Annotated in this window: 12 protein-coding genes; 1 reads left to right on the top strand and 11 read right to left on the bottom strand. The window is 31.8% G+C overall.

The genetic code is table 11. The features are described 5' to 3' along the window. Positions 1–5: 5 nt before the first annotated feature. From ftsY to D7I45_RS03570, 8 genes are all read right to left on the bottom strand, one after another. Entirely contained in the window at positions 6–1,253 is a 1,248-nt protein-coding gene (ftsY, locus tag D7I45_RS03605; protein ID WP_120784391.1) for a signal recognition particle-docking protein FtsY, read from the bottom strand. Continuing rightward, entirely contained in the window at positions 1,254–4,808 is a 3,555-nt protein-coding gene (smc, locus tag D7I45_RS03600) for a chromosome segregation protein SMC (protein WP_162924081.1), read from the bottom strand. Between the two features lie 20 nt (positions 4,809–4,828). Next, positions 4,829–5,521: a ribonuclease III gene (gene rnc / locus D7I45_RS03595; RefSeq protein ID WP_120784389.1), complete on the bottom strand. Its 693-nt coding sequence runs from the start codon at positions 5,519–5,521 to the stop codon at positions 4,829–4,831. Positions 5,522–5,588: 67 nt separating this feature from the next. Further along, positions 5,589–5,837, bottom strand: a complete 249-nt coding sequence (acpP, locus tag D7I45_RS03590; protein ID WP_120784388.1) for an acyl carrier protein — start codon at positions 5,835–5,837, stop codon at positions 5,589–5,591. A gap of 47 nt (positions 5,838–5,884) precedes the next feature. Further along, the gene (gene plsX / locus D7I45_RS03585; protein ID WP_120784387.1) at positions 5,885–6,925 is read right to left on the bottom strand and encodes a phosphate acyltransferase PlsX; all 1,041 of its coding nucleotides are present in this window, start codon (positions 6,923–6,925) and stop codon (positions 5,885–5,887) included. Between the two features lie 14 nt (positions 6,926–6,939). Beyond that, positions 6,940–8,973: an ATP-dependent DNA helicase RecG gene (recG, locus tag D7I45_RS03580; RefSeq protein ID WP_242446881.1), complete on the bottom strand. Its 2,034-nt coding sequence runs from the start codon at positions 8,971–8,973 to the stop codon at positions 6,940–6,942. Between the two features lie 54 nt (positions 8,974–9,027). After that, positions 9,028–10,704, bottom strand: a complete 1,677-nt coding sequence (locus tag D7I45_RS03575; protein WP_120784385.1) for a DAK2 domain-containing protein — start codon at positions 10,702–10,704, stop codon at positions 9,028–9,030. A 15-nt stretch (positions 10,705–10,719) separates the two neighbouring features. After that, positions 10,720–11,079, bottom strand: a complete 360-nt coding sequence (locus D7I45_RS03570) for an Asp23/Gls24 family envelope stress response protein (RefSeq protein WP_120784384.1) — start codon at positions 11,077–11,079, stop codon at positions 10,720–10,722. Between the two features lie 226 nt (positions 11,080–11,305). On the opposite strand from D7I45_RS03570, the gene rpmB reads away from it, so the two are divergent. After that, positions 11,306–11,491, top strand: coding sequence for a 50S ribosomal protein L28 (gene rpmB / locus D7I45_RS03565; RefSeq protein WP_034531080.1), 186 nt, complete (start codon positions 11,306–11,308; stop codon positions 11,489–11,491). 90 nt (positions 11,492–11,581) lie between these two features. Here the strand turns inward: rpmB and D7I45_RS03560 are convergent, their stop codons facing one another. The 3 genes from D7I45_RS03560 to rsgA are packed head-to-tail and all read right to left on the bottom strand — an operon-like array spanning position 11,582 to position 13,788. Next, the gene (locus D7I45_RS03560) at positions 11,582–12,232 is read right to left on the bottom strand and encodes a thiamine diphosphokinase (RefSeq protein WP_120784383.1); all 651 of its coding nucleotides are present in this window, start codon (positions 12,230–12,232) and stop codon (positions 11,582–11,584) included. A 1-nt stretch (position 12,233) separates the two neighbouring features. Next, positions 12,234–12,884 carry a ribulose-phosphate 3-epimerase gene (gene rpe, locus D7I45_RS03555; RefSeq protein WP_120784382.1) on the bottom strand — a complete coding sequence of 217 codons (651 nt, stop codon included), beginning with the start codon at positions 12,882–12,884 and terminating at the stop codon, positions 12,234–12,236. Between the two features lie 10 nt (positions 12,885–12,894). Continuing rightward, complete coding sequence (gene rsgA, locus D7I45_RS03550) at positions 12,895–13,788, bottom strand: ribosome small subunit-dependent GTPase A (protein ID WP_120784381.1); 894 nt, start codon at positions 13,786–13,788, stop codon at positions 12,895–12,897. Positions 13,789–13,810: the final 22 nt, after the last annotated feature.

Genomic DNA, 13,810 nt, shown 5'->3' with positions numbered 1-13,810 from the left:
TTAGACTATTTAATTAGACCTTTAAATAATCCATATACAAAATCGTTAGCATCAAATTTTCTTAAATCAGTTACTTTTTCACCAAGTCCAACGTATTTAACTGGTAAATGTAATTCATTACGAATAGCTAAAACAATACCACCTTTAGCGGTACCATCTAATTTAGTTAAAACAATGCCAGAAACATCTGTTGTTTCTTTAAATAACTTAGCTTGGTTTAAAGCATTTTGTCCAGTAGTAGCATCCAATACTAATAATACTTCATGTGGAGCATCTGGAATTTCTCTAGTTAAAACTTTTTTCATTTTAGCTAGCTCATTCATTAAGTTAACTTTGTTTTGTAATCTACCAGCAGTATCCACGAATAAAACATCGTAATCTTCGTCTTTTGCTTTATGAACAGCTTCATAAACTACCGCAGATGGATCACTTTGTTCTTCTTTTTTAACAATGTCAACATTATCAGCTTTAGCCCATTCATCTAATTGTTGAATAGCTCCCGCTCTAAATGTATCTGCAGCTGCTAAAAGAACTTTTTTGCCTTGTTGTTTGTACATGTTAGCCATTTTACCAATGGTTGTAGTTTTACCTACACCATTAACACCAACAAATAAAATAACGCTAGGGCCTTTATCAGCTAGATTAATTTCAGTAGTTTCGTTATTACCATTTTCATCATAAATATCAATCATCTTTTTGATAATAACATTTTGTACATCGTCTTTATTTTTGGCATTTTGTAATTTAACTTCATCCCTCAATTGGTCTGTTAAATTAACTGCCATATCAAAGCCAACATCTGATTCAATCAATAAATCCTCTAAGTCTTCAAAGAAGTCTTCGTCAACACTTCTGAAATTAGCAAATAAACGATTTAATTTTTCACCGAAAGTACTTCTGGATTTTTCTAATCCTTTAGTAAACTTTTCTTGATTATCATCGTTTGATTCATCGGCAGTTTCAGTAGTTTCACCAGCCTCATCTTCATTAGATTCATCTTGGTCTACTGATTCTTCACTATTACTACCATCATTTTCAACGTGTTGTTCATTATCTTCAGATTCTTTATTTTCATCAGTAGCTGTTTCTTCTACTGATTTAGAAGCTGATTCTTGGTTTTCTTCAGTAGAAACATCTTTTTCATCATCATTAGTTACTTTTTCAGATGATTTGTTTTCTTCATCAGAAAGATTGGATTGTTGTTTCTCTTCGTTTTGCTTGTTCTTTTTCTTAAAGATATCAAATAATCCCATTTATTCATCCTCCGCTGAATTATACTTACTTAAATTTGCAGTAACTACCTTGGAAACACCAGTATCTTGCATAGTAACTCCGTATAATGTATCCGCATAGACCATAGTTTCTTTTCTATGTGTAATAACAATAAATTGAGTTCCATCATCTAGTTTAGTCATGTATCTAGCATAACGATCTACGTTTTCCGCATCCAAGGCAGATTCCGCTTCATCCAATATACTAAATGGTACTGGCTTAACTTTCAATACCGCAAATAATAATGCGATAGCAGTTAGAGCTTTTTCTCCTCCAGATAATAATGACATATGTCTATATTTTTTACCAGGAGGTTGTGCCATAATTTCAATTCCAGTAGTTAATAAATCATCAGGGTTAGTTAATAATAGTTTAGCTTTACCACCACCGAAAATTTCATTGTAAACCTTAGAGAATTGATGTGCCACAGCATCAAAAGTTTCCTTAAACTTCTTCTTAACAGTAACATCAATCTTACTCATAGTATCGGTTAGTTGCTTGCTAGAATTATTCAAATCGTCAAATTGTTGAGACAAGAATTTATAACGTTTGGATACTTCTTTATATTCATCAATAGAAGATACATTAACAATACCCAAGTCATCAATTTCGTCATTTAATTGATCAATAACTTGTTTGATATTTTCTAATGAATCATCTACTACTATGTCGTCCATTTTCTTAATATCAACTTCATATTTACCCACTAATTGTTGCTTATATTTGTTAATTTCTTTTTCCAATTGCTTACATTGTGTTGAATATTCATTCAAATGTTTTTGTTGAGCAATGGATTGTTGGGTAACATCATCTAAATTAGCTTCAATTTCTTTTAAGCTATTTTGATGACTGTCAATTTCATTACGATAATCATTTAATTTATTGTTAATAGAATTGATTTTTTCTCTAACCGATTTAATTTCATCGTTTTGGTTTGCGGATAAAACATTACTACTAATTTCATCATTGATTTCATTAATAGCATCTTTTTCATCACTGATTTCAGCATCTAATTGATCATAGGTTTCTACTAACGTAGCTTTTTGATCTCGATAATTAGACAACTTTTCTTTTAAAACAACTACTTTTTCTCTAGTCTCTTGTAACTGACTAGTACTGTTGTTTTTCATATCTTCTAGAGTAGAAATCTTTTCTTTAATATCATTAGCCTTACTTTGATTATCAGTTAAATCAATATTTAATTGTTTCTTCAATTCCAGATTAGATTTCTTTTGTTCTTCTATATCATCATCAAATAAACTGCCAGAAGCGATTTTAATTGCTTTTAGTTCACGTTGTCTTTTATCTAGTGATTCCTTATTAAACGACAATTGATTATTGATGCTGTCTAACTCACTAGTTAAATCTCGTTCAGTTTGATAATAATTCTCTACAGCACTATTTTTATTAGAAATTTCGTTTTGAATATCAGCTAACTGTGATTCAATTTGCTTAGCATATGTCTCACTATCGGTATATTGTTTCTTCAATTCTGATAGCTTGTTTTTTTGAGTTAATACACCGTCATATTGGCGTCTATTAGCACCACCAGTAATTGAACCACCAGCATTAACCACTTCACCATTTAATGTAACGATACGGTTAGAATGCCTAATTTGGTTACTTAGAACAGTTGCAGTACGTAAATCCTTAGTGATAATAACATTACCTAGCAAATGTTTAGTAACAGCACTAAGTCTTGCATCAATTTCTACTAACTCATTAGCTATACCTACGAAACCATCCGTATTTTGACAATATCTCAACACAGTATTGTTTACAGAACGTTGTGAAATTTCATTAATAGGTAAAAATGTTGCTCGACCCAATCTATTATCATTCAAAAATTTTACAGCTTGTCTAGCAGAAGTGTTATCTTTAACAACAATTTGTTGTAATTGGGAACCTAATGCTGTTTCAATAGCTGTTGTGTATTGACTAGGAACGTTAATGAAATCAGAAACTGATCCCAATACTCCGTTAAGTCGTTTTTTATTCTTAAGAACACTTTGTGCTCCACGGTAGAAGTTACTATGTTCATGTTGTAAGTTATATAGACTATTATATTTAATCTTTATATTTTGACTATTTTCAAGAGCTTTATACCAAGTATCTTGTTGATTAGCCATTTTATTTTTGAGTGACTTCATAGAAGACTCAAAATCATCCAATTTAGTCTTAACATCATCTAAATCAGATTTTTTACTATCATACTCATTTTGTAACTTATTAACTGATTCGGATAAATTATTAATATCATCATTAATATTTGCAATCTTTTGACGTTGAGAATCATTTTGCACATCAGCTTGCTTTTGTGATTTATCTAAGTATGCAGCTTCATTATTTGCATTAGCAATTTTTTGCATAATGGCTAAATATTCATTACGAACATTTTCATACTCATCTTTTTTCTTGGCAATTAGATCATCTAAATTTTGTTCATTATTTTCATCTAAATGTTCATTCAACTTACCAATTTTATCTTTTATCTTGCTGATACTTTTATTTAACGATTCTTCTTTATCTTGTAGTTCAGCTAATTGTTGATTTAATTTATCTAAATTATCTCTATGATTTTGTAAAGTAGTCTTTTTAAATTCTAACTCTTGTTTAGATAAATTTTGTTGACCGGATAATTTTTCTATTCTCTTAGAATAAGTTAACAAATCATCTTGTTCATTTTCTTTTTTAGTTAATAAAGAATCTAACTCGTCATTTAACTTTTTCTTTTGAATAGTCAAATCATTCATTTTTTTGGATAATTGTTTAGATTTTTCATCTGATTCCTTAACAATCTTTTTAACATTTATCCAGTCTTCTCCCATACTATTTAATTCAATAGCAATTCTGGAAATATCATATCTTTTTAAACGTTTCTTCAAAGATAAATATTGTTCTGCTGTATGGCTTTGTTCCTTTAAAATTTCATAACGATTCTTTAGCTCATATAAGATATCCTTAACACGATCTAAATTATCTCTGGTTTGTTCCAATTTCAAATTAGCATCATGTTTTTGTTGTTTATATTTATAAACACCAGCAGCTGTTTCAATAATAGAACGGCGATCTTCTGGTTTACTATTAAAGATATCTTCTACGCTACCTTGTGAAATAATAGAGAATGATCCCATACCCATACCGGTATCCATAAATAAATTATTGATATCTTTTAATCTGCATTCCTGATTATTTATTAAATATTGACTTTCGCCACTTCTAAATAAGCGTCTCGTAATAATAATTTCAGTGTATGGACTGTTTATATAATGGTCACTATTATCAAGTGTTAATTTTACTTCTGCTCGATTAACAGGTTTATGAGAACTAGAACCTGAAAAAATCACGTCAGACATCTTAGAACCACGTAAAGTTTTCGAAGATTGTTCTCCTAATACCCATCTGATAGATTCAATAACATTACTTTTTCCACTACCATTTGGACCTACAATTTCTGTTAAACCATCAGTAAAGTTAATCGTAGTTTTATTCGCAAAGGATTTAAATCCTGCAATCTCTAATGATTTTAACTTCAAAGTGATTTCCCCATCCTGTTTTATTCAGTGTATTTTTTAATAGCTTGTTTAGCAGCACCTTGTTCAGCATTCTTCTTAGAATGTCCTTCACCGACACCCTTTTCAACATCATCAACTGTAACAGATACTTTGAAACGACGGTCATTGTCAGGACCATTTTCATCTAACAAGTGATATTCAATATCTACAGGACCGTCAGCTTGAGCTAATTCTTGTAATTCAGTTTTGTGATCAAAGAATTCGTCAAACCATCCTTCATCTAATTTAGGAAAAATTACTTGATGACAAAACTTAACTACAGGCTTCATACCTTGGTCTAAGTAAACAGCACCAATAAAGGATTCAAAAATATCACAAAGTAATGAATCACGATCTCTTGCGTGAGCTTTTTCTTCACCTTTTCCTAGGCGAATATATTTATCAAAATGGCATTCTCTAGCAAAGCTGCTAAAACTATGTTCATTTACCATTGCAGCTCTTAGACGAGTTAGACGTCCTTGAGGTAATTTAGGATAACGTCTGTAAATATAATCAGATACTACTAATTCATATACAGCATCACCTAAAAATTCGATTCTTTCGTAAAACTTTAAATTCTTACCGGGATGTTCATTAACATAAGAAGCTTGTGTAAAAGCTTCGTCTAACAATGATTCATCATTAAATTTGATGTCAAAGTTTTTTTCTAGCAAATCATCAAACTCTTTTTGCATGTGTATTTTTCCTCCTGCTCATTTAATACAAGAAAAAGCGATTACTATTGAGTAATCGCCTTTTTTATTATTTGTTATCAGAATGTGACATTACGTAGTCAACAGCTTCATCAATAGTCATAATGTTTTCGGCATCTTCATCTGAGATTTCAGTACCAAAATCATTTTCTAATGTTAGAACAAATTCAACAAAGTCGATTGAGTCGGCATCTAAATCATTCTTAAAGTTTAAATCACCTTTGATTGTATCTCTATCGATATTGAATTGTTCAGCTACAATATCAGCGATTTTATTAAATACTTCTTCTTTATTCATAATTAGTCTCCTAACAATTGCTTATTACTTTTAATTATATCAGATTTTTACTTGTTTTTGGCATTTTGTTTGATTTGTTGCATTTCATCAGCATGTGAATCAAAGTAAGATACCACGTCATCAATAATCTTAGAATCAATCATTGTCTTAATTTGGAAAATAGTATTCTTAATAGTATTAGCTTTACTGCTACCGTGAGCCTTAACTACTGGAGCTTTGGTTCCCATTAATACAGCTCCACCATATTGTGAGTAGTCCATTTCTTTAGCAATCTTCTTAAATGTTGGTTTTAACATTAAAGCACCAAACTTAGACTTTACTCCACCTGACATGATTTCACTCTTAATAACAGTTAGTAATGAAAGAGCAGTACCTTCAACAGCTTTTAGTGCAGCGTTACCTGTAAATCCATCAGTAACTACCACATCAGCAGCACCGTTTAATAATTCACGTGATTCAACGTTACCAATAAAGTTCAAGTTCTTGTCCTTAGATAACATTTCGTTAGCTGCTTTATGCAATTCATCACCCTTATCGGATTCAGTACCGTTATTTAATAAACCAATACGAGGGTTTTCAATATGACGAACATTTTCAGCATAGTATTTACCCATAAATGCATATTGGTATAAATTAAATAATTTTGATTCAGCATTAGCACCAACATCAAGCATTACAAAGTTATCATGATCTGGATCATTAACAATTGGTAAGGTAGTTGCTAAACCAGGACGATCAATCCCCTTGATTCTACCAATAATAAATAAACCAGCAGCTAAGATAGCACCAGTGTTACCAGCTGAGAAGAATGCATCAGCTTTCTTGTCTTTTACGGATTTAGCAGCCATGTCAAGACTTGAATTTTTCTTCTTCATTACAGCTTTAACAGGTTCTTCACCCATTTCAATAACTTCATCTGATTGAATTAATTCAATTCTTTCATCATTTTTAACAAGTGGCTTTACTTTATCTAATTGTCCGTAAAGTTGGAATTCCAAATCAGGATATTGATCACGAGCCAATTCCACACCTTTTACAACTTCTAATGGAGCATAATCTCCACCCATAGCATCAATTGCGATTTTCATTTATAAAACTCCCTCTAATCAAACATTTTTTTATTATTTTTTTGTTGGACATATTTATATAATTTACTATAACTAGTAATATTTTTCCAATCATCTTGACTAACTATTTGGATAGCTTCTTGTTGAGCAATACTTAACATAGTTAAGTCAGCAACCGGATCACCAATTTTAAATTCGGGTAAACCAGACTGCGCTTTTCCCATAATATCACCAGGTCCACGCAATTCCAAATCTTTTTGTGAGATAACAAATCCATCATTACTGTCTACCATTACATTCATTCTCTTAACACCAGTTTCCGTTTTAGGATCTGATATTAGTAAACAGTATGACTTCTTATCACCACGACCAACACGGCCTCTTAGTTGATGTAACTGTGCTAATCCAAAATGATCAGCATTAAATACAATCATCATTGTGGCATTACTTACATCCACACCAACTTCTATGACAGTAGTAGAAACTAAAATTTGATATTCATTATTCTCAAATTTAGTCATAACTTCATTTTTCTCATCATCTTTCATTTTTCCATGAAGCAAACCTACTTTAAATTCAGGTTCAAAAATAGATTTAAAGTTTTCGAAGATGTTCACTGCATTTTTCATATCTACAGCTTCAGATTCTTCTACTAACGGCGTAACAACATAAATTTGTTCGCCAGATTTTAATCTTTGCTTTATGAAATCAACCGATGAATCAAATTGTTTTTCTTTTATCCAAGCTGTTTGCACTGGTTGTCTACCAGCTGGCAATTCATCAATAATAGATATGTCCATTTCTCCATATGAAGTTATTGCAAGTGTTCTTGGAATAGGTGTGGCGGTCATAGCTAACACGTTAGTCCCGTCATTCTTTTGTCTTAATTTAGCACGTTGATTAACTCCAAAACGATGTTGTTCATCAATAATAGCTAAACCTAAGTTAGCATATTCAACATTATCCTGAAACAAGGTATGTGTACCTATAACTAAATTAATTTCTCCATTAGCAATTCGAGGTAATAACTCTTTCTTTGCTGCAGCTTTAGTATCTCCAGTTAATAAGGCTACATTAACGCGTGTGCCAGCAAATAAGTTAGCTAATTTATTTGCATGTTGCTCTGCCAAAATTTCAGTGGGAGCCATTAATGCTGCTTGATAGCCACCATTTATACAAAATAGTATAGCTAAAGCAGCAACAATAGTTTTACCGGATCCAACATCACCTTGTAGTAATCTGTTCATTTGTCTATCAGACTTTAAGTCGCCTAATATATCGTTAACTACTCGTTTTTGCGCATCAGTTAATTGGAATGGTAATTCTCCCATAAACTTTTCAACACTATGTGTGTCATCTTTTATAGAGATACCAGCATCTTTTTGTTCTTCACTTTTCAAACTTTGTAATCTCATTTGAAATAGGAAAAATTCCGCAAATTTAGCTGTTCTTCTAGCTAACATGGCATCCTTCGTGGTCTTAGGAAAATGCATATCATGTATCACTTGTAATTGAGATTCTAGCTTATATTTATCTCTTATATCAGCGGGAATAATATCCTCAATACTGTCCTTATATTCATCAAATGCTAATTTCACTAAATCACGAATTGTTTTCTGCCTGATATGTTTATTTACAGGATAAATGGGGTTCATTTCATTACCTTCCGTAGAAGATAATATTTTAATCCCCGTTAATGAAGCTTTATTTTTATCAAATCGTCCATATATTAGTACTTCTTCCCCAACAGTCATTTGTTTTTTTAGCCATGGCTGATTAAAGAAGGTAACTCTTACAATATCATTTCCTACTAATAATCGAGCATTTAATAAATTACGTCTTCTCCCAAAATAATTCACAACAGGATCTGCCGCAATTTTTCCCTTTAAGGTAACTTTTTCTTGATCGACAATATCACTTAAATTTTTTACTTTAAAATCGTCATACCGAAATGGATAATAAGTCAAAAGATCATAAATAGTATTGATATCCAGTTCAGCCAAAGCTTCTGCTTTTTTAGGGCCTACACCTTTTAGAACTGAAACATTATCATAGAGATTTTTCAACATATCACCTCATTTCTAAATTTTTCAATAAAAAAAACGGAGAAATTCCCCGAAATTTTATTCTACTGAAATTAAATATGGGTATACAGGTTGTCCACCAGAATGAACTTCTACTTCAAAGTCATCATCCAATGCTTCAACCTTGGAAGCTAATTCGTTAGCTTCATCTTCAGAAATACCTTCACCGTAAATAATGGTAATAACTTCACTGTCATCATCCAACATGTTCTTAATCATTTGTAATGATGTTTCATTTAAGTCAGTATTTACAACACTTATATCACCATCAATGATACCCATAAAGTCGCCTTTATTAATTTTTACATCATTGATTTCAGTATCTCTAACAGCGTGAGTTACATCTCCACTTTTAACTGTATCCAACATGTCTTCCATTTCATCAACATTATCATCTAAATCAGCGTCTGGATTAAATGACAACATAGAAGTCAATCCTTGTTGAACGGTCTTAGTATGAACGATTTTTGCAGGGATGTCAGATACTTCAGTTGCTTGTTCAGCAGCCATGAAAATATTACCGTTATTAGGAAGAACTAGTGCTTTTTTAGCATTGCTTGAATTTATAGCATCCACGATATCTTGGGTACTTGGGTTCATAGTTTGTCCACCCTTAATTACCTTGGTAACTCCGATACTAGTAAATAAATCAGCAACACCATCACCAGATGCAACAGCAATTATTGCTGTATCAATTGGTTCAGCATTTTCTTCTTTATTTTTCTTATCATCATTTTCAATAATAGTTTCTTGTTGCAAACGCATATTATCAACCTTAACGTTTGCCAAGTCACCAAATTTTTGTCCCCAAGCAATAACCTTACCTGGATGTTCAGTATGAACATGCACTTTAACTATTTCATCATCATTAACTACTAATAATGAATCACCTAGTTTAGCTAAGTAATCATAGAATTTATCGTAATTAAACTTGTATTCAACTTGTTTTCCACGACCAATTCTTACCATGATTTGAGTACAGTAACCATACTTAATATCATCAGGATTTAGTTTCCCTTGAGCACTTTCATTACTTTGTTCATGACTAGCGTCAATCATTTCATCCATTTCACCAGTATTAGGTTTATGGTTAACTTCAATTTCACGTCCATTTAAAGCATCACTAAATGCTTTAACTACAAATACAAGTCCTTGACCACCAGAATCAACAACACCAACTTGTTTTAAAACTGGTAATAAATCAGGAGTTGTTTGAAGAGCTTTATCAGCAGCTTCTGCTAGTTCATCAAATAACTTTGCAACATCATCAGTATCGGAATCTTTTCCAGCTTGTGCAATTCCTTTAATTACAGTTAAAATAGTACCTTCAGTTGGTTTCATAACTGATCCATATGCAGTTTTTGCACTATTTACAAAGGCTTCAACAATATCAGAAGCTGATAAAGTATCCTTTTCAGCAACAGATTTTGAAAATCCTCTAAATATTTGTGACAAGATAACTCCAGAATTACCTCTTGCTCCCATTAGTAATCCTTTAGCTAATGATTGAGATAATTCCCCAACTGAATTACTTGTATCCTTTTCTACATAATTAGCTCCGCTTTGAAAAGACATGCTCATATTAGTTCCTGTATCACCATCTGGAACTGGAAATACGTTTAAGGAATTAATAAATTTAGCATTATTATTAAGGGTTGTAGCGGCGGCTTGAACCATTTGATCAAATTTTGCACCTGAAATTTCTTTAACAGACACCAAAATGAACCTCCTTTAATCTAAAACTCTTACACCTTGAACAATTACATTAACCGAATTGGCTGTAATGCCTAGCATAGTTTTTAAGTTATATTTAACTTTTGATTGTACGTTCTTACATACTTCAGAAATCTTAGTTCCATAACTAACAATAATGTTTACTTCAATTGAAACATTGTTATCTTGTTGTGTTACTACGACTCCTCTTGAATAGCTATCTTTTTTCAAAATTTCATTAACATTATCTCTAATTTGATTTTTGCTGGCCATACCAACAACACCATAGTTATCAGTAGCAGCACCACCAACTACAGTGGAAATCACATTATTATCAATATCAATTAATCCATAATTAGTTTGAATTTTTACGGCCATAATCATAGCCTCCTTGCAAGATAGATTTCTCAACATATTCACTATTTAATATTACCACATGTTTAAAAAAAGCTAAAGCATTGTTATAATTAACCTTGAAAGCTGTCAAGTAGAATCACTTGAAAGAAAAATATTGCAAATCCGTCCCTAATATGCTAAATTATTAGAGTGAGATGTAATAAAAGCAACGCTTTTGACTAGAAATCAATAAAGGAGGAATTTACCAATGGCTAAAGATTTTATTAATGGTAAAAGAACTCATTATGGTAACAAACGTTCCCATGCTTTGAATTCTTCACGTCGTAGCTGGAAGCCAAATCTACAAAAGGTTCGTATCCTTGTGGATGGAAAACCTAAGAAGGTTTGGGTAAGTGCCCGTACTCTTAAATCAGGTAAAGTTACTCGTGCCTAATAATATTTAAGCTTGATCATTTAATGGTCAAGCTTTTTTTGTACGCAAAAATAAAGAGCGTTTTTGAATCATCATCAAAAACGCTCTTTTTTATTTATCTTTGCTTTGAATCACACAAACTATTCCCTTATCAAACGAGAAATTAGCTTCTTCGCCAATAAATTCATTACTAGAATAAGCAAATGGCCTAGGAACCTCATGATTATCCAAGGTATATTTAGCATTCCATATAGATAACTTCATCTTATTTAGTGGGATAAAAGCTAAATATTTCTTATCAGATTCTTTTTTTACTACTTTTTTTAGTCCCGGTAAGAAATATTGAATAGTATTTTGTACATCAACAATTCTGATTTTTTCAACAATAGATTTAAATTTAGGTTCTGTAGCCATTAATATATTAGACATAAAATGATCTAACCTACCACCAGTTGCTCCAAATATATTTATCACGTCAGCATTTAATTCTTCTGATGCAATCCTTAAAGCTAACTGAGTATCAGTAAAATCTTTTACCGGATTAAATCTTCTTATATCCTTCACATGGTCACTTACTAACTTAAATTCTTCACTATTCATGGAATCAAAATCGCCAATTGCAATTCGAGGATCGATTCCTTTGTTTATCAACCAAAAGTTTCCTCGATCTACACCAATCCAATCTCCAGAAACTTCATTATTTTTGAAAGATGTTGGCCATAAATCACTAGGCCCGCCAACTAATAAATTGACTACTTTCATCCTACTTAGTAGCATCCTTTAAAGCTTTAACTCTTGAAGCAGGATCATCTGCACCAAATACATATGAACCAGCAACAGCTACAGTAGCACCTGCATCAGCAGCTTTCTTAACAGTTTCGTTGTTTACTCCACCGTCAATTTCGATATCAAAATCATAGCCTTCTGCTTTCTTGATATCATCTAGTTGTTTAATCTTCTTAACAGTTTCTGGTAAGAATTTTTGACCACCAAAACCTGGGTTAACAGTCATTACTAATACTTGATCAACCATGTATAGTAATGGCTTAATTGATTCAACAGGTGTTCCTGGGTTAATAACAACTTCGGCTTTAACACCCTTATTTTTAATCATTTGTAATGCTCTATGAATATGTGGAGTTGCTTCAACGTGAACGCCGATAATGTCAGCACCTTTATCTGCAAATTCATCCACGAATCTTTCAGGGTTAACTACCATTAAATGAACATCTAATTCTAGATTAGAAATCTTTTTAATTTGTTTTACCCAGTTTGGACCGTATGAAATGGCTGGTACGAATGAACCATCCATAACATCGATATGCAACAATTCGGCATCTTTTTCTACCTTAGCAATGTCATCTTGTAAGTTTAAATAATCAGCACTTAAAATTGATGGTGATACTTTAATCATTATAAATTCCTCATTTCTTTTTGTTATAAATTGGTTTTTTATTTTTTAGCAGCTCATATAACTGTACATAATCATGATAACGCTCATGAGATAATTCGTCATTATCTACCATTCGTTTAATTTCACACTTAGGTTCATTTATATGAACGCATCCCCTAAATTTACACATTCCCGCGTTAGCTTTAAATTCAGGGAAGTAATCTCTTAATTCATTAGATTGAATGTCAAATGCTTCATAAGATGAAAATCCTGGAGTATCAGCAACCAATCCTGAATTAATTTGAATAAAATTAACTTTTCTAGTGGTATGCTTACCACGATTTAATGCCGATGAAATTTCACCAGTAGCCAAATTCAACTCAGGAGAAATCTTATTTAATAGCGTAGACTTACCTGCACCAGTTTGACCCATAAAAACAGTTTCTTTATTTTTAAATAATGCTTTTAATTCAGATACAGCTTCATCGTCATCGCCATGAGGTAATATTACTTTATAACCTGCATTTTCATAAATATCTTTTACATGGTAAAAGTATTCAAATTGTTCATCATTTAATAAATCAGTTTTAGTAAAGTAAATGATTGGCTTAATTTTATTAATTTCCAAAGCAATCAACTGTCTATCCAATAAATTAAATGAAAAATCAGGTTTAACTACTGAAGTTACCACTACTGATTGATCAATATTAGCAATGGGCGGTCTAACCAGTGAATTTCTACGATCAAATATTTTTAATAAATATCCTTCATCCATAGAACTGGATTCAAATTCTACGTTATCTCCTACTAAAGGTGTAATTCTTCTTTTTCTAAAATTACCTCTAGCGCGAGTTCTATATATCTTTCCGCCACTTATAATATCATAAAATCCGCTTAAAGATTGAAAAATCTTTCCTTCTGCCAACTTATCACCTCTATATGAACTG

The organism is Apilactobacillus bombintestini (assembly GCF_003627035.1).
GTDB lineage: Bacteria > Bacillota > Bacilli > Lactobacillales > Lactobacillaceae > Apilactobacillus > Apilactobacillus bombintestini.
The sequence above is the reverse complement of the archived record's forward strand: the minus strand, read 5'-3'. Positions and strand labels throughout refer to the sequence as shown.

What these genes read in the sequence shown, in the direction of transcription:
- ftsY (WP_120784391.1), bottom strand. Translation starts at nt 1,253, where the DNA reads ATGGGATTATTTGATATCTTTAAGAAAAAGAACAAGCAAAACGAAGAG.
- rnc (WP_120784389.1), bottom strand. Translation starts at nt 5,521, where the DNA reads ATGCAAAAAGAGTTTGATGATTTGCTAGAAAAAAACTTTGACATCAAA.
- acpP (WP_120784388.1), bottom strand. Translation starts at nt 5,837, where the DNA reads ATGAATAAAGAAGAAGTATTTAATAAAATCGCTGATATTGTAGCTGAA.
- plsX (WP_120784387.1), bottom strand. Translation starts at nt 6,925, where the DNA reads ATGAAAATCGCAATTGATGCTATGGGTGGAGATTATGCTCCATTAGAA.
- recG (WP_242446881.1), bottom strand. Translation starts at nt 8,973, where the DNA reads ATGTTGAAAAATCTCTATGATAATGTTTCAGTTCTAAAAGGTGTAGGC.
- D7I45_RS03570 (WP_120784384.1), bottom strand. Translation starts at nt 11,079, where the DNA reads ATGGCCGTAAAAATTCAAACTAATTATGGATTAATTGATATTGATAAT.
- rpmB (WP_034531080.1), top strand. Translation starts at nt 11,306, where the DNA reads ATGGCTAAAGATTTTATTAATGGTAAAAGAACTCATTATGGTAACAAA.
- D7I45_RS03560 (WP_120784383.1), bottom strand. Translation starts at nt 12,232, where the DNA reads ATGAAAGTAGTCAATTTATTAGTTGGCGGGCCTAGTGATTTATGGCCA.
- rpe (WP_120784382.1), bottom strand. Translation starts at nt 12,884, where the DNA reads ATGATTAAAGTATCACCATCAATTTTAAGTGCTGATTATTTAAACTTA.